Annotated in this window: 16 protein-coding genes; 4 read left to right on the forward strand and 12 right to left on the reverse strand. The window is 60.7% G+C overall.

The window, feature by feature from the left end; all coding sequences use genetic code 11:
- Nucleotides 1-371: 371 nt before the first annotated feature.
- On the forward strand, nucleotides 372-1,442 hold the full coding sequence (locus D3870_RS15260) for a porin (protein WP_119740397.1): 1,071 nt from the start codon (nucleotides 372-374) through the stop codon (nucleotides 1,440-1,442).
- A 262-nt stretch (nucleotides 1,443-1,704) separates the two neighbouring features.
- Here D3870_RS15260 and D3870_RS15265 read toward each other — a convergent pair whose 3' ends face one another.
- From D3870_RS15265 to D3870_RS15305, 9 genes are all read right to left on the reverse strand, one after another.
- Nucleotides 1,705-2,535 (reverse strand): DUF3025 domain-containing protein, encoded by an 831-nt coding sequence (locus D3870_RS15265; protein ID WP_119740399.1) that lies wholly within the window; start codon nucleotides 2,533-2,535, stop codon nucleotides 1,705-1,707.
- A gap of 74 nt (nucleotides 2,536-2,609) precedes the next feature.
- Nucleotides 2,610-3,668: a dihydroorotase gene (gene pyrC / locus D3870_RS15270; protein ID WP_119740401.1), complete on the reverse strand. Its 1,059-nt coding sequence runs from the start codon at nucleotides 3,666-3,668 to the stop codon at nucleotides 2,610-2,612.
- A gap of 121 nt (nucleotides 3,669-3,789) precedes the next feature.
- Entirely contained in the window at nucleotides 3,790-4,515 is a 726-nt protein-coding gene (locus D3870_RS15275) for an amino acid ABC transporter ATP-binding protein (protein ID WP_119740403.1), read from the reverse strand.
- 50 nt (nucleotides 4,516-4,565) lie between these two features.
- Nucleotides 4,566-5,258 carry an amino acid ABC transporter permease gene (locus D3870_RS15280; protein ID WP_119740405.1) on the reverse strand — a complete coding sequence of 231 codons (693 nt, stop codon included), beginning with the start codon at nucleotides 5,256-5,258 and terminating at the stop codon, nucleotides 4,566-4,568.
- Between the two features lie 2 nt (nucleotides 5,259-5,260).
- Nucleotides 5,261-6,013, reverse strand: a complete 753-nt coding sequence (locus tag D3870_RS15285; protein ID WP_119740407.1) for an amino acid ABC transporter permease — start codon at nucleotides 6,011-6,013, stop codon at nucleotides 5,261-5,263.
- A gap of 176 nt (nucleotides 6,014-6,189) precedes the next feature.
- Entirely contained in the window at nucleotides 6,190-7,101 is a 912-nt protein-coding gene (locus D3870_RS15290) for an amino acid ABC transporter substrate-binding protein (protein WP_119742198.1), read from the reverse strand.
- A 520-nt stretch (nucleotides 7,102-7,621) separates the two neighbouring features.
- Entirely contained in the window at nucleotides 7,622-8,908 is a 1,287-nt protein-coding gene (locus D3870_RS15295) for a Glu/Leu/Phe/Val family dehydrogenase (protein ID WP_119740409.1), read from the reverse strand.
- A gap of 181 nt (nucleotides 8,909-9,089) precedes the next feature.
- Complete coding sequence (locus tag D3870_RS15300; protein WP_119740411.1) at nucleotides 9,090-10,064, reverse strand: LysR family transcriptional regulator; 975 nt, start codon at nucleotides 10,062-10,064, stop codon at nucleotides 9,090-9,092.
- Between the two features lie 59 nt (nucleotides 10,065-10,123).
- Complete coding sequence (locus tag D3870_RS15305) at nucleotides 10,124-11,977, reverse strand: ABCB family ABC transporter ATP-binding protein/permease (protein ID WP_119740413.1); 1,854 nt, start codon at nucleotides 11,975-11,977, stop codon at nucleotides 10,124-10,126.
- A 203-nt stretch (nucleotides 11,978-12,180) separates the two neighbouring features.
- Here D3870_RS15305 and D3870_RS15310 point away from each other — a divergent pair, with 203 nt between their 5' ends.
- Both D3870_RS15310 and D3870_RS15315 read left to right on the forward strand, forming a co-directional pair.
- Nucleotides 12,181-12,615, forward strand: a complete 435-nt coding sequence (locus D3870_RS15310; RefSeq protein ID WP_119740415.1) for an acyl-CoA thioesterase — start codon at nucleotides 12,181-12,183, stop codon at nucleotides 12,613-12,615.
- Nucleotides 12,616-12,681: 66 nt separating this feature from the next.
- On the forward strand, nucleotides 12,682-14,274 hold the full coding sequence (locus tag D3870_RS15315; RefSeq protein ID WP_119740417.1) for an alkaline phosphatase D family protein: 1,593 nt from the start codon (nucleotides 12,682-12,684) through the stop codon (nucleotides 14,272-14,274).
- Between the two features lie 67 nt (nucleotides 14,275-14,341).
- Here D3870_RS15315 and D3870_RS15320 read toward each other — a convergent pair whose 3' ends face one another.
- The 3 genes from D3870_RS15320 to D3870_RS15330 all read right to left on the reverse strand — a co-directional run bounded on the left by D3870_RS15320 (nucleotide 14,342) and on the right by D3870_RS15330 (nucleotide 19,490).
- Nucleotides 14,342-16,021, reverse strand: a complete 1,680-nt coding sequence (locus tag D3870_RS15320) for a long-chain fatty acid--CoA ligase (RefSeq protein ID WP_119740419.1) — start codon at nucleotides 16,019-16,021, stop codon at nucleotides 14,342-14,344.
- 240 nt (nucleotides 16,022-16,261) lie between these two features.
- Nucleotides 16,262-17,350 carry an aminopeptidase gene (locus D3870_RS15325; RefSeq protein WP_242489997.1) on the reverse strand — a complete coding sequence of 363 codons (1,089 nt, stop codon included), beginning with the start codon at nucleotides 17,348-17,350 and terminating at the stop codon, nucleotides 16,262-16,264.
- Between the two features lie 40 nt (nucleotides 17,351-17,390).
- On the reverse strand, nucleotides 17,391-19,490 hold the full coding sequence (locus D3870_RS15330) for a molybdopterin-containing oxidoreductase family protein (protein WP_119740421.1): 2,100 nt from the start codon (nucleotides 19,488-19,490) through the stop codon (nucleotides 17,391-17,393).
- A 206-nt stretch (nucleotides 19,491-19,696) separates the two neighbouring features.
- On the opposite strand from D3870_RS15330, the gene D3870_RS15340 reads away from it, so the two are divergent.
- Entirely contained in the window at nucleotides 19,697-20,890 is a 1,194-nt protein-coding gene (locus D3870_RS15340; protein ID WP_119740425.1) for a M20 aminoacylase family protein, read from the forward strand.
- Nucleotides 20,891-20,913 lie beyond the last annotated feature (23 nt).

Here is a 20,913-nt window from a genome sequence, read left to right on the forward strand (position 1 = left end):
AAGCTGCTCAAAACGGGCTCATGTAGCATGAGCCCGTTTTTTTCTCTCAGTAAGGTCCTGCTCTCTTCCATTCGCCCCCAAAAAATGGCGCATCTTCGCATCGAAATAGTTCCAGACATGGACTGATGCCTTGCCGCAATACATTGTCATTTAGCTATTTGAGCACCCCATTCCGTTGCAACAACGCCACAAATCCCTTCATGGCGGCATCAAACCGCAAATTCCCTTTGTCCTCGGATCGGTTATTTGATGAAATAACTATCGGCTTCTTATTTGGATGATTAGAAGCGTATCTTTGGCAAGACGTCATCAATGTCACCTGCCAAACGCACTACAAAAATCTTGGCTCGATAACCTTTGGGGATTAATCAATGAAAAAATCGCTTCTCGCGCTCGCAGTACTGGGTGCCTTCGCAGGCGCAGCTTCGGCACAAACCAACGTGACCGTTTACGGCTTGGTGGACATTGACGTTGCACGTACCAGCGTCAGCGGCGGTGGCGCTAACGCCGGTACGAGATACCTCTTGGATGAAGGCAACAACGGCCTCGGCAGAAACGGCTCCCGTCTCGGCTTCAAGGGCACTGAAGATCTGGGCGGTGGTTTGTCCGCAATCTTCCAACTGGAAAGCGGTTTCGACGCCACTACTGGCGCCTCCACTCAAGGCGGCCTCTTGTTTGGTCGTCAAGCCTTCGTTGGCTTGAGCAGCAAGACCTTGGGCACCGTCGCGCTTGGTCGTCAGTACACGACGATGCACATCGCGCTGGACTCGATCGATCCGTTCGGCACTGGCATGTCTGGTAACATCGAAGGCGGCGTTTCCGGGCTGACGGGTGGCGGGCAATTGTTCAGCTCAGCCGGCACCCGCATGAACAATTCCATCAGCTACAACACTCCGAACTTCTCCGGCTTCTCTGCCACCGCAATGTACGGTTTCGGTGAAACAACCGCAGGCTTCTCGAACAACCAGCAGTATGGCGTGTCTGCCAGCTACGACAACGGCCCGATCAGGGTAGTGGGTTCTTATAACCAGCTCAAACCCTTCGTCACTAACGCGGCTGGCGCTGTTACCACCAACACAGAAACCAAAACTTATATGGTGGGCGGCACTTACAACTTCAATGTCGTCAAGCTTCATGCAGCTTACGGCAACACTGAGACAGACGACAATCTGGCGGGCGTGCAAACTGCCGACAACCGTAACTACATGCTGGGCCTTTCTGCTCCGCTTGGCGCATTTACCTTGATTGGTTCGTATGTTCGTCAAGACGACCGTACAGGATTCAATGCTGACCGTGATCAGTACGCTCTCGGCGCGATTTATAACCTGTCCAAGCGCACCAATGTGTACACTTCGGCTGGCTACCTCAGAGCACGTGGCACCGAGTCGGCAACTAACGTGAACGCTAACGTGTTCCAAGTTGGTCTGCAACACCGGTTCTAATCTAGTGCAGATCTAAATCTGCTACAGATAAGAATGAAAAAAGGCACCTTCGGGTGCCTTTTCTTTTTTTCGCGCATTCAAAAAGTTGGGCGTGGATGTAATCGAGCGGAAACCAATCTTTTGCATGACGATGCCGAGAAGCGAGGCTACGAAAAAACACGTCCAAATTGACGTGTCCTGTATGCGGACCAACTCGTTCCGACACACTCTCAGCAAATAATCAAGCGTTCAATTGCTGGTCACAGCCGGCACTTCGAAGCAATCAAGCCGACGGCCCCACCGCGCCGCGAACCTTCTTCGGCCTGAATACTGTGGTATCGCCATAAAACGCATCGTCTTGCTCATGCCACCAGCCCGGTATGCCGAGTATGGGGAGAGGTGTAAATTCGGCAGTGGATACACCGGCTGCGAGATGCCGGCTTGCGACTGCATCCAGCCAGCGGCGCTTTTCCTCGAATGGCATGGCAAAGAATCCATCACCTGCCATGACCGGCAATGCATGGGCAGTAATGGATTTGTAAGGCGTAACCAGCTTTTCCATCAATGCGTGGCCGAAAGGCCACACTTCCCAATCAGACCCGAATGCTGCGCGCCTCGTTTGAAACACGTCATGCCAGCGATGATTGCACAAGGCATCGACGATCTGCGCATCGCGTGCGACAAGAAGTGCGGCGTTCTCATCGAAGATGGTTGCTGCGTCGCGGAGTTTGCCGCGGCTCGCGCCATGAGGGTGCGGGATGCCTGGTGATGCAGTGTGTTTGAAAATTTCCGCTGCCTGCAGGGCGTTGAGCTGCGTTTTAATCTTTGGAAAAGTCAGCCAGACCAGGGCATTGAAGAAGTCGTGCAGGTTGTCGCGCGTGGGGACGCCGCCGGTGGCGCTGATGAAGGCTTCATATGGGGTACCGAGCGGCAAATCGGCTTGCGCGACGAACCGAACCGGCAAACCACAGTGGTTTTCCAATCCGATCCGCGTCGCGATCTCATTGATGTCTTGATGCCAGTTCGCCCCTGCCAGAATCGGCTCGACGGTTGGCAGCAAGGGCGCCAGCCACGGGCGCGACCAGTCGATTAACTTCAGAATTTGCGGACTCATTGCCTGCACCGCCAGCTACAAACCGTAGGCCTGACAATATGAGGAACTGCGGGCCGACTCGCTGACAACACACGTCAAGCCAATTTCCACCCGATGGTTTCCCCCGCATTCAAAGGCACGACCGTCGCGTCACCCAATGGCAACTCGTCCGGCACGCTCCATTCGGCGCGTTGCAGCGTGACCGTGCCGCTGTTGCGCGGCAAACCGTAGAAGGCCGGACCGTTGACGCTTGCGAATGCCTCCAGCTTGTCCAGCGCCCCTGCCCGGTCGAATGCTTCGGCATACAGCTCCATGGCATGCAGCGCCGTGTAGCAACCCGCGCAGCCGCAGGCGTGTTCCTTCAAGCCCTTCGGATGCGGTGCGGAGTCGGTGCCGAGGAAGAATCGGTCGCTGCCGGAAGTGGCCACCTTCACCAGTGCCTGACGATGCTCTTCGCGCTTCAACACGGGGAGGCAATAGTAATGGGGACGGATGCCGCCCTTGAAGATTTCATTCCGGTTGTACAGCAGATGGTGCGCGGTGATGGTTGCGGCGATGGGGCCCTCCGCCTCGCTGACATAATGCGCGGCATCCTTGGTGGTGATGTGCTCGAACACCACCTTGAGTGCCGGCATGTCGCGCCGCAAAGGCTGCATCACGCGTTCGATGAACACGGCTTCACGGTCGAACACGTCTACCGCGGGATCGGTGACCTCGCCGTGGACCAGGAATGGCATGCCGACTTCCTGCATCACTTCCAGCGTCTTGTAGCACTTTGTCAATGACGTCACGCCCGCATCGGAATTGGTGGTTGCGCCAGCCGGATACAACTTCACCGCATGCACGAAACCGCTATCTCTGGCGCGGCGAATTTCGTCCGGCGGCGTATTGTCGGTCAGGTACAACACCATCAGTGGTTCGAATTCCATCCCCATGGGCAGCGCCGCAAGAATGCGGTCGCGATATGCCGCGGCCTGCTCAGTTGTCGTGACCGGCGGCTTGAGGTTGGGCATGACGATCGCGCGGCGGAACTGGCGTGCGGTGTGCGGCAGCACGCTCGCCATCGCCGCGCCGTCGCGCAAATGCAGGTGCCAGTCGTCCGGGCGGGTAATCGTGATGTTTTGAGGGGAATTGGATGCGGAATGATTGGACATGACAGTACTTTCTCTGGACTGCCGATATTTTACCTTTTCGCTTCACGCTCCATCTGGTGTGCAAAAACAAAAGCCGCTCCGGTTTTACCCGAAGCGGCCTGAAACCGGAGGAAATGTTGATTCAGTGAATGATCTTGGCGAGGAAGTCGCGTGCGCGTTCGGAGCGGGGGGCGCCGAAGAAGTCGTCCTTGGCGCAGTCCTCGACGATGGCGCCGCGGTCCATGAAGATCACGCGGTCGGCCACCTTGCGGGCGAAGCCCATCTCGTGCGTCACCACCATCATCGTCATGCCATCCTGCGCCAGCCCCACCATCACGTCCAGCACCTCGTTGATCATTTCCGGGTCCAGCGCCGAGGTCGGCTCGTCGAACAGCATCGCGATCGGGTCCATCGACAGCGCGCGCGCGATCGCCACCCGCTGCTGCTGGCCGCCCGACAGCTGGCCCGGGAACTTGTCCTTCTGCGACAGCAGGCCGACCCGGTCGAGGTACTTCAGGCCCTTCTCGGTGGCCTCCTCCTCGCTGCGTCCGAGCACCTTGACCTGGCCCAGCGTCAGGTTCTGCCGGATCGACAGGTGCGGGAACAGCTCGAAGTTCTGGAACACCATGCCGATCTTCGCGCGCAGCTTCGACAGGTTGGTCTTCGGGTCGCCCACCGACACGGTATCGACCAGGATCTGCCCCTTCTGGAACGGCTCCAGCCCGTTGACGGTCTTGATCAGGGTCGACTTGCCCGAGCCCGACGGCCCGCACACCACCACCACGTCGCCCTTGGCCACGCTGGTGGTGCAGTCGGTCAGCACCTGGAAGCTGCCGTACCACTTGCTCACGTCTTTCATTTCAATCATCTTGCTCTCCTGCATTCTGTGTTCGTTTCACGGATCGGGTAGGCCGCGGCTTATCGGATGATGGCGACGCGCTGCTGCAGCCGCCGCACCAGCCACGACAGCGCGTAGCAGATGATGAAGTACACCACCGCCACGAACAGGTACATCTCGACCAGCCGGCCGTCGCGCTGCGCCACCTTGGAGGCGGCGCCGACGAAGTCGGTGATCGACAGCACATACACCAGCGAGACGTCCTGGAACAGCACGATGGTCTGCGTCAAGAGCACCGGGATCATGTTGCGGAACGCCTGCGGCAGCACGATGGTGCCCATGGTCTGCCAGTAGTTCATGCCGAGCGCGTAGCCGGCCCACACCTGGCCGCGCGGGATCGACTGGATGCCGGCGCGCATGATCTCGCAGTAGTAGGCCGCCTCGAACAGGATGAAGGTGATCAGCGAGGAGGTGAAGGCGCCGACCCGCACCGGTTCGCTTGAGCCGATCAGCCACGCGCCGATGTAGGGCACGAGGAAGTAGAACCAGAAGATCACCAGCACCAGCGGGACCGAGCGGATCAGGTTGACGTAGGTGGTGGCCGCCGTCGAGATCAGCCGGTTGCTGGACAGGCGCATCATCGCCAAGAGGGTGCCGAGGATGATGCCGCCGATCATGGCCAGCGCGGTCAGTTCCAGCGTGAAGGCCATGCCGGTCTGGAACAGGTAGACCCAGGAGCGCTCGATGACGTCGAAGTCGAAATTGCCGAACATGGTCAGTGCCCTCCCGCGCCGGCGGTGCCGGTGGTGATGAAGCCGGGCACGGCGACCCGCTTCTCGATGAAGCGCATCAGGTTGACCACGATCACGTTGACCACGATGTAGATGAGGGTGGCGGCGGTGAAGGCCTCGAACACCTGGAACGAGAATTCCTGCATCGAGCGCGCGCGCGCGGTCAGTTCCATCAGGCCGATGGTGAGCGCCACCGCGCTGTTCTTGATGATGTTGAGAAACTCGCTGGTGAGCGGCGGGATGACGATGCGAAACGCCATCGGCAGCAGCACGTGGCGGTAGGTCTGCGGCAGCGTCAGGCCGAGCGCGGTGCCGGCCATCTTCTGGCCGCGCGGCAGCGCGTTGATGCCGGCCGAGACCTGCACCGCCACCCGCGACGAGGTGAAGAAGCCGAGGCAGATGACGGCGGTGACGAAGGCCGCGTCCGGACGCGACTTGAGCCAGTTGCCCAGCGCCTCGGGCACCAGTTCCGGCATCACGAAGTACCACAGGAACATCTGCACCAAGAGCGGGATGTTGCGGAACAGTTCGATGTAGCCGTCGGCCACGCGCGCCGCGGCCCGGTTCGGCATGGTGCGGATGGTGCCGACGATCGCGCCCAGCACCAGCGCCATGATCCACGCCGACAGCGCCGTCGCCAGCGTCCACACCAGCCCCGACCACAGCGTGTCCATGTACGTCCCCATCCCGTCGGGCGACGCCTCCCAGAAGATCCGCCAGTTCCAGTTGTAATTCATGTTCCCCTCGTCTCTATAAAAAGAGTCGTCAATTTGAAGCCTCGTTCCATCCGCAGTGGACAAAACGTCCATAAAACACTTTTCTGCTGAATTATTGCCTATGCACAGCCGCAAGTCACATGCCGAAAAACAAAACGGGGGGCGTGCGCCCCCCGTTTGGATCAAGACACCTTGAATTATTTTGCTGCGTACGCTGTCGGGTCACCCGAATCGGTCGGCTTGGCGATAGCGGCCTTGAGCGGCGCGCTCATCGGCACGTTCAGGTTGACGCCCTTCGGCGGGATCGCCGACATGAACCACTTGTTGTAGATGCGGGTGATATCGCCCGATTTGAAGACATTGGTGATCGCGGCATCGACCACTTTCTTGAACTCCGGGTCGTCACGGCGCAGCATGATGCCGTACGGCTCGACCGACAATGCTTCCGTCGTGATCGTGTAGTCGTTCGGCGCCTTCGAGCTGGCGGCAAGCGATGCCAGCAGGATGTCGTCCATCGCGAATGCCACTGCACGGCCGGTTTCGACCATCAGGAAGCCTTCCGCATGGTCCTTGGCCGCCATGATGTTCATGCCGAGGTTCTGCTCGCCGTTCAGCGTGGTGATCTGCTTCAGGTTGGAGGTGCCGGAAGTCGAGACGATGGTCTTGCCCTTCATGTCGGCCAGCGACTTGATGTTGGACGACTTCTTGGCCAGCAGACGGTTGGCGGTCACGAAGGTGGTGGGCGCGAACGCGACCTGCTTCTGGCGCTCCAGGTTGTTGGTAGTCGAGCCGCACTCGAGGTCGACGGTGCCGTTGGCCATCAGCGGGATGCGGGTGGCCGACGTCACGGGATTCATCCGCACGTTCAGCGACGTCAGGCCGAGCTCTTTCTGCACCGCGCTGACGATCTTCATGCACAGGTCGATCGAATAACCCTGGTAGGACTGCTTGTCATCGAGGTAGGAAAACGGGATGGAGGAGTCGCGCACGCCCAGCGTGATCGTGCCGGTGTCCTTGACCTTCTTGAGCGTGCCGGTTTGCTGCGCCTGCGCTGCGCCAGCGATCACACCTGCGCCAACCAGAACCGCAATCAACTTTGCTACTTTCATGACGTCTCCTTTCAGACTGTGCACTCTTGGGTTCCCCATATGCCTCTTTTGAAAGCATATTGCTCTTTTCATACAAGTGTTACGCGGACGAATCCATATTGCCTGCTTATACGTCTGGATATTGTGCCTTGTTCAAGCAATCTGTTTGCTAAGTATTAATACGTATTTACTGCACTGATGGGCAGGTCTTTCCGTCGCGTTGGGCATTTGACAATCGCCTGGTCGCGACGAAATCCATCGCCGCTTTCCATGCTCATCTTAGGACTTGTCAATTTTGCACTCTTTGATCGGACGCACATTTGCACATCGATGCCGACCAAGAAATCGCAGGGCGTCGGGAGGGAGCGTTGGAGGAATCAGGGAAATTGCCGGCAAGCACTTTGCCGGCATGAGGATGCGAAGAAACAGATGGGTACGAGAAGCGGCAGCGCCATGCTCAAGCTGCAGGCATGGCGCCGCTGCATCGGCATCCGGGCGGCACTGGCTGCCGCCGAATACCGATGCACGGTAGTGCAGAAGATCAGGGATACAGACCGCGCATTTCGCGCGCGCGCAATACGCGAGTACACGCGACGATGAAGGCCGCCGTGCGCAGCGACACATTCTTCTCTTCCGCCAACTGCCAGACCGCGGTGAACGCCTCGCGCATGATGCGTGTGAGCCGCTGGTTGATCTCGTCCTCGGTCCAGAAGAAGCTGGAGAAATCCTGCACCCACTCGAAGTAGCTGACGGTCACGCCGCCCGCATTGGCGATCACGTCCGGCACGATCAATACGCCCTTGTCATGCAGGATGTCGTCTGCTTCCGGCGTGGTCGGGCCGTTCGCGCCTTCCAGAATGATCTTGGCGCGGATCTTGTTCGCGTTGGCAGCGTTGATCTGCTGCTCGAGCGCGGCGGGTATCAGGATGTCGCAATCGACGCTCCAGAATTCGCTGCGGTCATTGATGCGCTCCGCTCCGCCGAAACCGGCGACGCTGCCAGTCTCCGCGACGTACTTGAGCAGGGCAGGAACGTCGATGCCGCTCTCGCGCACGACGGTGGTGACATGATCCTGCACGGCGACGACTTTCGCACCGGCTTCCGCGAACAGACGCGCTGCAATTCCGCCGACATTGCCGAAGCCCTGCACCGCGACGCGCGCGCCCTTGATGTCGAGGCCGCGCTTGGCAGCCGCTTCGCAGCCGACCACGAACACGCCGCGTCCGGTCGCTTCGTGGCGTCCGAGACTGCCGCCAAGCGAGATCGGCTTGCCGGTCACCACGCCGGATGCGGTACTGCCCTGATTCATGGAGTACGTATCCATCATCCACGCCATGATCTTTTCGTTGGTGTTGACGTCAGGCGCCGGGATGTCCTTGTTCGGGCCGATGATGATGTTGATTTCACTGGTGTAGCGGCGCGTCATGCGCTGCAGCTCGCCATTCGACAATGTTTTCGGATCGACGCGGATGCCGCCTTTTGCACCGCCATAGGGCACGTTCACCGCGGCATTCTTGACGGTCATCCAGGCCGACAGCGCCATCACCTCGGATAGCGTCACGTCCTGGTGGAAGCGCACGCCGCCCTTGCCCGGGCCGCGCGACGTATTGTGCTGGACACGATAGCCTTCGAAATGGGCGATCGTGCCGTCATCGCGCTCGATCGGCACGTCGACAATCAGCACACGCTTCGGACGCTTGAGTGTTTCGACCCAGCGCGACAGGTTGCCGAGGTGCGGCGTGACGCGGTCGATCTGTTCGAGGTACACGCCCCATGGGCCGATTTCATGCGGGGTCAGGTATGAGGGAATTTCGTGATTGGCGGCCATGCTGATGATGCTCCTTGTCGTTTCAAATGCGCCAGCGGCGCTGTGAAGTGATGCAATGATGATGACAAGAATGCTAGAGCAACGCAGCACGGCATAGCCAATGCTTTGTGTGCATCAAACTATGCAAAAAAAACATGAAGCGGTTTTTATCGGTTTCCGGCCCGCCCTGTCGAGGTGTGAATCAGCCGCCTTTGGCGGCGGGTTTTCGCTTGCGCGCCTGCGCCTTGGCCTCTGCCTCGCTGCGCTTGACGAGGTAATCCCAGAGCCGCCCCACGACCGGCTTGCCCGGCCTCTGCTGCGTCGGACGCTCGCGGTACAAGCGGATCTCCATGTCGACCTCCCACTCGGCACGGCCGCCATCGGCGCGCGCAAGAAGCTTCTGCTTCACTTCGCGGGTCACGGCGGACTCCGGCAGGAACACTACGCCATGTCCTTCCAGCGCCATCATTTTCAGACCTTCGGCCATGTCGGTCTCATAGTGCTTTTCGAGATGGAGCGGACGCTTGGCGTCGGACAGGATGAGTTCGACCATCCGCGCGAGATAGGCGTTGGTGGTGTAGGAAAGAAACGGCAGCGGCGATCTCGCCGTACCCGGCAGCACGAGGTCGGGCTTGCCGGTCCTGTCGCAGCGCGCATAGGCGCGCAGTGCCTCGCTGCCCAGCGTGATCATGTCGTAGCGGCTGGCATCGAGCTGTACCGGCTGGCGAGGATGGTGATAGCACAGCAGCAGATCGCAGCCGCCTTCGACCAGCGCCAGCACCGCATCATGCACATTGAGGGCGAGCAGGCGGCTGTTGAGCCTGCCGAAGCCGGACTCCAGCTCGGTCATCCATTTCGGCATGAAGGTCAGCGACAACGTATGCGGCACGGCAAAATCGACCGTGGTCTGCGCGGTCGGACGCTTGCCGCGCAGCAGCGCACGCGCATTGCTGATCTGGCCGAGCATTTCCAGCGCCTGTTCGTAAAACACTTCGCCTGCCGGCGTCAGTCGCGTGGGATAGGAGGTGCGATCGATCAGGTCGGCGCCCAGCCACGCTTCAAGCGATTGAATGCGCCGCGAAAATGCGGGCTGCGTCACATGACGCAATTCGGCAGAGCGGCTGAAGCTGTGCGTCTCTGCCAGAGAAATGAAGTCTTCCAGCCATTTGGTTTCCATGGCGCTATGTTAGCGGGGGTCGGAGCCGGAAGCAAAACGCATCGCGGGAAAAATCCGCGTCATGCGACGGCCTGCTCGGATTCCGCCTGATCCGAGGCCGGAGAGCCCTCGTCACGCCGCGCCTGCTGCCGCGCCCACATCTGCGCGTACGCGCCCTCCGCCGCGAGCAGTTGCGTGTGCGTGCCGCGCTCGATGATGCGGCCATGGTCGAGCACGAGGATCTGCTCTGCATCGGCAATCGTGGACAGGCGATGCGCGATGACCAGCGTGGTCTTGTTCTTCGCGATCTCCTGCAGTTGCAGCTGGATCGCCTGCTCGGATTTCGAATCGAGCGCGGATGTGGCTTCGTCGAAGATCAGGATGGAAGGATTCTTCAGCAAGGTTCTGGCGATGGCGACGCGCTGTTTTTCGCCGCCGGACAGCTTCAATCCGCGCTCGCCGACCATCGTTGCATAGCCGTCGGGGAGGCTTTCGATGAAGTCGTGAACGTATGCGGCCCGTGCGGCGGCCACGATCTCATCCTTGCTCGCGCCGGGCTTGCCGTAGGCGATGTTGTATTCGATCGTGTCGTTGAACAGCACGGTGTCCTGCGGCACGATGCCGATGGCCTTGCGCAGCGATGTCTGTGTGATGTCGCGCAGATCCTGGCCGTCGATCGTGATGCCGCCGGAATTGATGTCGTAGAAGCGGAACAGCAGGCGCGACAGCGTCGACTTGCCCGAACCGCTGTGCCCCACCACGGCGGTCGTGGTGCCGGCGGCGATCGTGAAGTCGACATCGAACAGGATCTGCCGCTTCGCTTCGTAGCTGAAATCGACATGCGAGAATTTCACTTCGGCACCGCGGATCGCCAGCGGCTTCGCATCCGGCGCGTCGGCCACTTCGCGATGCTGGTCGAGCAGCGAGAACAGGCGCTCCATGTCGGCCAGGCTCTGCTTGATTTCGCGATAGATCACGCCGAGGAAATTGAGCGGGACGTAGAGCTGGATCATGAAGGCATTGACCAGCACCAGATCGCCCAGCGTCATGGTGCCGTCGATCACGCCCTGCGTCGCGCGCCACAGGATCAGCGTCACCGCCGTCGCAATGATCAGCGACTGGCCGGTATTCAGGAGCGACAGCGAGGTCTGCGATTTGACCGCCGCCGTTTCCCAGGTCTCCAGGCTGCGGTCGTAGCGCTTTGCCTCGTAATCCTCGTTGCCGAAATACTTGACGGTTTCGTAGTTGATCAGCGAATCGATGGCCTTGGTGTTGGCCCTTGAATCGAGTTCATTCATCGTGCGCCGGAAGTGGGTGCGCCATTCGGTGACCGCAACGGTGAAGACGATGTACACCACCAGCGCGACGAGCGCGATGCCCGCGAACCAGATATCGTAGTGCAGCACGAGATAACCGACCACCAGCGCGATCTCGACCAGCGTCGGCAGGATGCTGTAGAGCGTGTACGACACCAGCGACGAGATGCCGCGCGTGCCGCGTTCGATATCGCGCGTCATGCCGCCGGTCTGGCGGTTCAAGTGAAAGCGCAGCGACAGCGCATGCAGATGGCGGAACACCTTGAGCGCGATGGTACGCACCGCGCGCTGTGTCACCTTGGCGAACACGAACTCGCGCAACTCCGTGAACAGGGAGGTGGACACGCGCAGCAAGCCGTAGGCAATCAGTATCCCGACCGGCAGCACCAGCAATGCCTGCGGATTGTCCGGGCTGATGGTCATGCGATCGACCAGTTGCTTCAACACAAGTGGCACGCCGACATTGGCGACCTTCGCGCCAACCAGAAACACCAAGGCAAGCAGCACACGCCATTTATACGCCCACAGGTAGGGGAACAAGGTCTTGAGCGCGACCCAATCGTTGCGCTCGCCCTGATTGGCGGCGGGTTCGGACGATGAAACGGAATGACGGCGCATACGAGGAGGAAATCGGATCAGAATGGTTTATGCTTGGACACGGGAAACGGCAATGGACGATGTCGGCGTGACATCGGAATGGCGTTGCAATGCTCGCCATTTTTCCGTCATCAAGATTAACGATTGTAGCTCAGGGCCTGTAATTCAATAGCCAGCCTGTGAAATGGCCGTGAGCTGCCAATATGAATGCAAGGGAACAGCACATGACAACTCAACATCACACTCATCTGCCCGAGGGCAAGATGCCGGAACTGCGCGTGATGCCGATGCCGGCCGATGCCAACGTGCACGGCGATGTGTTCGGCGGCTGGATCATGTCGCAGGTCGATATCGCCGGCTCGCTGCCGGCCGTGCGTCGCAGCAATGGCCGGGTTGCCACCATCGCGGTGAATTCGTTTCTCTTCAAACAGCCGGTGTTCGTCGGCGATCTGCTGTCCTTCTACGCCGAGATCGTGCGTGTCGGCAATACATCGATCACCGTCAACGTCGAGGTCTACGCCGAGCGCAATCGCCTGCAGGCCGAGACGGTCAAGGTCACCGAAGCCACGCTCACCTACGTCGCCACCGATGCCAATCGCAAGCCGCGCACGGTGCCGCCGCTGTCGGCATTGACCGGCCACGCGCAGAACGGCAAATAGGCATTCCTTGCGAACCGGCGCGCATGCATCGCGCGCCGGGATCGCAACATCACTCCCCTGCCCCGCATGCATCCAGATCGCAGAATCTTTCTCGCCAGTACAGCTCGCTTATTCTCGCTTGCGGCACTGGCCGCCACGTTCCCCGGCGCGGCAATGGCGCGGACAAGCGCCTACCCTTTCAGCCTCGGTGTCGCATCCGGTTCGCCACGCGCCGACAGCGTGGTGCTGTGGACGCGGATTCTGCCGGATCCGCTCGATGCGCAATCGATCGCAGCGGCACCGCTGACGGTGCAGTGGGAAATTGCGGAGGATGAAGGCTTCCGGCGCATTGCCGCCAAGGGCCGCGCAACGGCATTGCCGGAATTGGCGCACAGCGTGCATGTCGATGCCGCCGGCCTGCGGCCCGACCGCTGGTACTGGTATCGCTTCATGCTGGGCGATGCGGTCAGCCCGATCGGAAGAACACGCACCGCACCGTCCGCCGACGCCATGCCATCGTCGCTGCGCTTTGCCTTCGCCTCGTGCCAGCACTGGGAATTCGGCCAGTATGCGGCGCACCGCCACATCGCCGCCGCAGCGCCGGATCTGGTCGCCTTTCTCGGGGACTACATCTACGAATGGGGTCCGCATCACCTCCATCATCCGCACTCGCCTCGCCGCACCAATGAAAGCGTGACGCTGGCCGACTATCGCGCCCGCTATGCGCAGTACAAGTCCGATCCGCACTTGCAGGCGGCGCACCATGCCGCGCCGTGGATCGTGACCTGGGACGACCATGAGGTTGCCAACGACTACGCCGACGATCGGGATGGACGGCGCGATCCGAATTTTCTTGCGCGGCGCGCGGCAGCGTACCAGGCGTTTTACGAACACATGCCGATACGCCTGCCGGCGCTGGCGGGCGGCGCAAACCGCTTCACCCATCTGCGCATCCACGACCGCTACGACTGGGGACGGCTGGCGCAATTCCACGTGCTCGACACGCGCCAATACCGCACCTATCAGGCCTGCCAGTCTGCCGGCCGGGGCGGCTCGAACTCGGTCACGACAGAGTGCGCGGAACGGCTCGATCCGGCGCGCTCGCTGCTCGGCGCGGAACAGGAGGCATGGCTGGCAAACGGCCTTGCCGCATCGCGCGCGAAGTGGAACTTCCTGGCGCAGCAGACGCTGATGGCGCAATCGACCCAGACCTCGATCGCGAAAGCCGACGACGGTCGCTTCTGGACCGATGGCTGGGACGGTTATCCGGCGACGCGCAAGCGGCTGTTCGACAGCATCGTCCAGCACCGCCCGGCCAATCCTGTGGTGATCTCGGGCGACGTGCACACGTTTTATGCGGCCGATCTGAAGCGCGATTTCAATCAGCCGGCCTCGACGGACAACCCGGTGATCGCCAGCGAATTCTGCGGCACCTCGGTCACCTCGAATTCGCGGCCGCAGTCGCGCACCGATCAGTATGTCGCGCAGAATCCGCACATGAAGTTCGGCCGCAGCGACCGGCGCGGCTTCGTGATGATGGAGGTGACATCGGCGCGCACGGTGGCGCGCTTCCAGGCGCTGGATGATGTACGGCGCGCGGATTCCGGCTTGTCGACGCTGGCGAGTTTTGTCGTCGAAGATGGCCGTGCCGGCGTGACGCGCACCGATCGCAGCGGCTGATCACCTCCTCGCAACCCGAAAAAAAACCGCCTGACTTGCAGGCGGTTTTTCTGGATCGAAGCAGGCCTTACGCCGCCTTCTTCTCGTCCCGCAGTTCGCGACGCAGAATCTTGCCGACATTGGTCTTCGGCAGCTCATCGCGGAACTCGATGTACTTCGGCTTCTTGTAGCCGGTGAACTGTTCCTTGCAATAGTTCATCAGCTGATCGACGGTGAGCGATGGATCCTTGCGCACCACGAACAATTTCACTGCTTCGCCGGAGTTGCCATCGGGCACACCGATGCAGGCGCATTCCAGCACGCCTGGATGCGCTGCGACCACTGCTTCGATTTCGTTCGGATAGACGTTGAAGCCGGACACGAGAATCATGTCCTTCTTGCGATCGACGATCTTGACGAAGCCGCGCTCATCCATCACGCCCACGTCACCCGACTTGAAGAAGCCGTCCGGCGTCATCACCTTCGCCGTCTCGTCCGGCCGGTTCCAGTAGCCGGCCATCACCTGCGGACCGCGAATCGCGATCTCGCCCGGCTGGCCCAGCGGCACCGGATTGCCGTCATCATCGAGAATGGCGATATCGGTCGAGGGGATCGGCAGGCCGATCGTGCCGCTGAACTCATCCGACATCGGATTGGTGGTCGCCACCGGCGAGGTTTCGGACAAGCCGTAGCCTTCCAGAATCGGGTGACCGGTGACCTTGCGCCATTTGTCGCTGACAGCTTTTTGCACCGCCATGCCGCCGCCGTTGCAGACCTTGAGTTCGGTGAAATCCAGCTTGCCGAAGTCGGGATGATTCACCAAGCCGTTGTACAGCGTATTGACGGCGGGGAACATATGGAACTTGTACTTCGACAGTTCCTTGATGAAGCCCGGGATGTCGCGCGGATTCGGGATCAGCAGGTTCATCGCGCCCAGGCGCATACCCAAGAGGCCGCAGGCGGTCAGGGCGAAGATGTGATACAGCGGCAGCGCGCAGACGATGGTCAGCGCCTCGACCTGCGGCTCCTTCTGCAGCATCGGCTGCGCCCATGCCTCGTTCTGCAGCACGTTGGCGATCACGTTGCGATGGATCAGCGTTGCGCCCTTGGAGACACCGGTGGTGCCGCCCGTGTATTGGAGGAAGGCGACGTCGTCCTGCGTGAGCTCGACCGGCTTCAGCGTCATTCCCGCACCCTGGGACAGCGTCTGCTTGAAGCGCACGGCATTCGGCAGCGAGAAGGCCGGCACCATCTTCTTCACGTTGCGCACGACGAAGTTGACGATCATGCCTTTGGCACCGCCGAGCATTTCGCCCATGCTGGCGACCACGACGTGCTTGACCTGCGTCTTGCCGATCACCTTTTCCAGCGTGGTCGCAAAATTCTCGAGGATGATGATCGCTTCCGCGCCGGAGTCGTTGAGCTGATGCTCCAGTTCGCGCGGCGTGTAGAGCGGATTGACGTTGACCACCGTGTAGCCGGCGCGCAGGATGCCGGCGATGGCGACCGGGTATTGCAGCACGTTCGGCATCATCACGGCGACGCGCGCGCCTTGCTTGAGCCCCCTGCCTTGCAGCCAGGCGCCCAGCTTTCTGGACAGGTCATCCAGTTCGCCGTAGGTCATGAACTTGTCCATGCACACATAGGCATTGCGCGATGCGTATTTGCGGAACGACTCCTCCAGCAGATGCACGAGCGAGCGGTATTGCGTGTAGTCGATTTCCGCAGGCACGCCGGAAGGATAGGACTTCAGCCAGATTTTTTCCATTGTCTGCCCCTTGAATTGAATCTCGTTGTTATGGATGTGGAATCTCTGGGAGAACGGCAATAAACGAACGCCAGTTCTTTTTTACAGACAGATCGTATCGGGCAGTGCGTTTGTGCGCAAGCATTTTGAACAATTTGCCAAGTGCTGCATGCGCCGCGATATTGCAACGCAGCAAGGCTCATCGTCTGGCGCAACAAGGAGCAGGCGCAATGGCCTGCTTCCGCGCGACCGGATAATTGATCATCGCGTGTCGATACTCTGCGCATTCCCCGCGGTCATCGTGCCCGTGCCGAGGCTCGCCAGCTGGCGATGGCGCTCGGACTTGTCGAGCCCGGCCAGTTGCCTTGCCGCCGCATAGAAGTTTTCGAATGTTTTCTCGCGCAAGAGCAAGGCGCGGAATCCCGGTACGAAATCGTGATAGGTGGCGATCGCCGCCAGATGCGCATTCGACAGCGGTTCGGCGAACCAGCGGTCGTAGCCGCTGTAGCCGCCCCATGACACTTTCAGGGTCTGGTATTCATCCTTGAGCTGCGCGAAGATTTCGGCCTTGCGCTTTTTCTTCTCGGCATCGCTGACGTCGCGCGCGTAGTTGTCTTCCAGCTCCTTGCGGCACTTCAGCAGGAGCGCCAGAAAGTCCTGCTTGCGCCCTTCGTATTCGGCATAGGCCTTGCGCATCTTCTCGTTGCCGAACTTCGCCATCCAGCGTTCGACGCCCGCCTCTTCCACCGCCACGGCGAATGATTCATTGAAGCGCGAATCGCCGGCCGTGTAGACCACCTGATGCGCCAGCTCATGGAACACCAGCCGCGCCAGTTCGCCGTCCGGATAGTGAATGAAGGTGGACAGCACGGGATCGCTGAAGAAACCCAGCGTCGAGTAGGCGGGAACGCCGCCGACCTGCACGTCGAAATGCTCGCGGCGCAATTCCTTCGCGTAGGCCTGCGCCTCGTCCTTGCTGTAGTAGCCGCGATAGTTGACGCAGCCGGCGACGGGGAAGCACCACTGCCGCGGCTCCAGCGACAGCTCAGGCGTCGCGACCACGTTCCACAAGACGTATTGCCGCTTCAGATCCGCGTAGGTCGTGTAGCTGTCGTTGTCGGGCAGCGCCAGTTCCTGCGCGGCGAACTTGCGGATTTCCTTGACCTTGGCGAGCTTGTCCTTGAGCTTGTCGCCCACGGCGGGATTGGCGAGCCATTCGTCGATCGGCCTTGCCTCCGACAGCAGCGAAAACTGTCCGTGCGCCGCCTGCACGAAATATCCCAATTGCGCACAGCCGACGGTCAATGCCGCCATGCCGCCCAACGCCAGAAGCTGCCATTTTCTTTTCATGCAGAACCCATCTCGATATGCCTTGCGTTCGAGTGGGTTGTCAGCGAGCGATGCTCCGGTGGTCCACTCTTTCCACCTCTACCAGAACGTCGTAGAACGTCGGCGCTGCGCCCATGTCGGTCAGACGCTGGCTGGTGACTTCATTGGCATTCCTGCCATCGGCGGCCAGCTTCTTCCACCAGATGGACAGGCCGACAACCAGTCCCTGCCGCGTCTTGTCCGTCACGCGCGCCTTCGCGACAAACGCGCCGCGTTCGTTGTAGATGCGGACGCGAGCCCCATTCTCAATGGTGCGTCGGGCAGCGTCAATAGGGTGAATGTCAAGATGCGGCTCGCCTTCGGTATTCCTCAAACTCTGCACGTTGACGAAAGTGGAATTGAGGAAGTTGCGCGCAGGCGGCGAGATCATCGCGAGCGGATAGCGTTTCGCCAACTCGGGATTGCTGGCAACGGATTCGTAGGGCGGGATGTAAGTCGGCAGCGGATCGAGTCCATCGGCCTGCATGCGCGCGCAATAGAATTCGCATTTCCCTGATGGCGTGGGAAAGCCGCCTTCGGCAAATGGCGCATCGGGAACATTCAATTTTTGCCAGCCCTTCTGCTTCAACGCGTGCCAGTCGAAATGGATGGCGCGCACGTCGTTCTTGTTGAAGGCCTGGGCTGCGATCTCATCGTCGCTTTCCTTGAAGCAAGCATCGTCGAAGCCCATGCGCGCAGCCAGCAGCCGGAAGATTTCCGTGTTGGGTTTTGCCTCACCCAGCGGCGCGATCGCTGCATTGTTGGCCATCATGTACAGATGACCATAGGTCGAATGGATATCGACATGCTCGAGCTGCGTGGTGGCCGGCAGCACGATGTCCGCATAGTCCGCCGTGTCGGTTTGAAAATGCTCCAGCACGACCGTGAACAAGTCCTCGCGCGCAAAGCCTTGCGCCACCTTCGAGGACTCGGGTGCGACGGCGACCGGATTGGAGTTGTATACGATCACGGCTTCGATCTTGGAACCGAATTCCGGCGATGCCTCGCGCAGCAAATCGTCGCCTATCGTGCTCATGTTGATGGTGCGCGGCGCCGCTCCCACAGGCAGCAGGTCGGGACGCTGCAAGGCCTGATTGTTTTTCGGAAAGGTATCGGAAACCGAGAGCTGGACACCGCCCGCCGCGTGACGCCATGCGCCGACCAGTGCCGGCAGGCAGGCGATGTTGCGCACCGCCATGCCGCCGCCGCGCACACGCTGCACGCCGTAATTGACGCGGATGGCGACCGCGTCGCCGCCCTTGGCGGTCGTGCCGTATTCGCGCGCCAGCTGTTGCACTTCTTGCGCCGTGATGCCGCAGGTTTGCGCGGTGCGCTCGGGCGTCCATTCCCGCACGCGCTCTTTCAGCTGCTCGAAGCCGAGCGTATGCCGGGCGATGTAGTCCTCGTCCAGCAGGTGCTCCGCAATCAGCACATGCATCATGCCCAGCGCGAGCGCCGCATCGGTGCCCGGCAGCAGCGCAATGTGCTGATGACATTTCTCCGCCGTGAGGGAGCGATAGGGATCGATCGCGATCAGCTTCGCGCCGCGACGCTTCGCTTCCTGCGCGCGCATCCAGAAATGCACGCTGGAGGCGATCGGATTGCCGCCCCAGATCAGGATCAGTTTGGCATTCTGGAATTGTTCGAGATCGGTGCCGATGCGCGCGCCGATCGTGTAGCGATAGCCGACGCCGCCCGCCGTCGCGCAAATGGTGCGGTCGAGGAATGACGCGCCGAGCTTGTGGAAGAAGCGCGCCGCCATCGATTCGCCCTGCACCAGTCCCATCGTGCCGGCATAGCTGTACGGCAGGATGGCTTGCGGGTCACGCGCTGCAATCGATTGCAGCCGTGAAGAAATGGTCGTCAACGCTTCATCCCAGCTGATGCGCTCGAACCGTCCTTCGCCCTTCCTGCCGATGCGCTTCAGCGGATGGAGCAGGCGATCCTTGTGATACGTGCGCTCGACATAGCGCGACACCTTGGTGCACAGCGCGCCGGCGGTGGGCGGATGTTCCGGGTCGCCGCGCACCTCGGTGGCGACGCCATCCTGCACAGTCACCAGCATGGCGCAGGTATCGGGACAATCATGCGGACAAGCCGCGCGGACGATGGAAGTGGTCATGGCGCATTGCAGAATGTTGCGGATAACACCGTACTGTAAACGATTCGCGGCACGGGAGACTTGCCGAGGGCGCATGGCGTTTCACGATGATCAAGACCGGCTTCGCGCCGCAGGCATAATATAGCGTTGCATGTCATGTAAATCATGACGTGATGCAACAGCGCCGCCATCATGTTGATGCCTTGCGGCATGTATTGGAGAAAGCAATGCAATTGATCGATCCGATTATCCAGTTCCATTCCGAGTTGCAGAAAATCCGGCGCGACATCCACGCGCATCCCGAACTGTGCTTCGAGGAACAGCGCACTGCCGACGTCGTCGCGAACAAGCTGACCGAATGGGGCATCCCGGTGTTGCGCGGCATGGGCATCACCGGCGTGGTCGGTGTCATCAGCAAAGGCAAGGGTACGCGCGCAGTCGGTCTGCGTGCCGACATGGATGCGCTGCCGATGCAGGAGATCAACAGCTTCCCTCATGCATCGAAACACGAAGGAAAGATGCACGCCTGCGGCCATGACGGCCACACGGCAATGCTGCTCGGCGCCGCACATTACCTGTCTCAACACGGCGACTTCGACGGCACCGTGTACGTGATCTTTCAGCCGGCCGAGGAAGGCGGCGGCGGCGCGCGGCGCATGATGGATGACGGCCTGTTCACGCAATGCCCGATGGAAGCCGTGTTCGGCATGCACAACTGGCCTGGCGTGGCGGTCGGCACGTTCGGCGTGACGACGGGACCGATGATGGCATCGTCCAACGAGTTCGAAGTCGTGGTCAGGGGCAAGGGCGCGCATGCCGCGCAGCCGCACAAGGGCATCGACCCGATCATGGTCGCGATCCAGATCGCGCAGAGCTGGCAAACCATCATTTCGCGCAACAGGAATCCGCTCGATGCCGGCGTGCTGTCGATCACGCAGATCCATTCCGGCAGCGCGACCAACGTGATCCCCGACGAGGCGACGCTGATCGGCACCGTGCGCACCTTCACGACCGGCGCACTGGACCTGATCGAGCAACGCATGCGCGCGATTGCCGAACACACTGCGGCGGCGTTCGACGCACAGGTGGACTTCGGCTTCAATCGCAACTACCCGCCGCTGATCAACCACGAAAAGGAAACCGCATTCGCAATCGAGGTGCTGCAGTCCGTGGTCGGCGCGCAGAACGTCGACACGAAAGTGGAGCCGACCATGGGAGCGGAAGACTTCGCCTTCATGCTGCAGGAAAAGCCGGGCTGCTATGTCTTCATCGGCAACGGCGAAGGCGCGCATCGCGACAGCGGCCACGGTCTCGGGCCGTGCAACCTGCACAATCCGAGCTACGATTTCAACGATGACTTGCTGCCGATCGGCGCGACGTATTGGGTGAGGCTTGCGGAGGCGTATCTGCGCAAGGCGTAAGGCGGGACGAGCGCTGCCGAGAT

The sequence above is a fragment of the Noviherbaspirillum cavernae genome (assembly GCF_003590875.1).
Lineage (GTDB): Bacteria > Pseudomonadota > Gammaproteobacteria > Burkholderiales > Burkholderiaceae_D > Noviherbaspirillum > Noviherbaspirillum cavernae.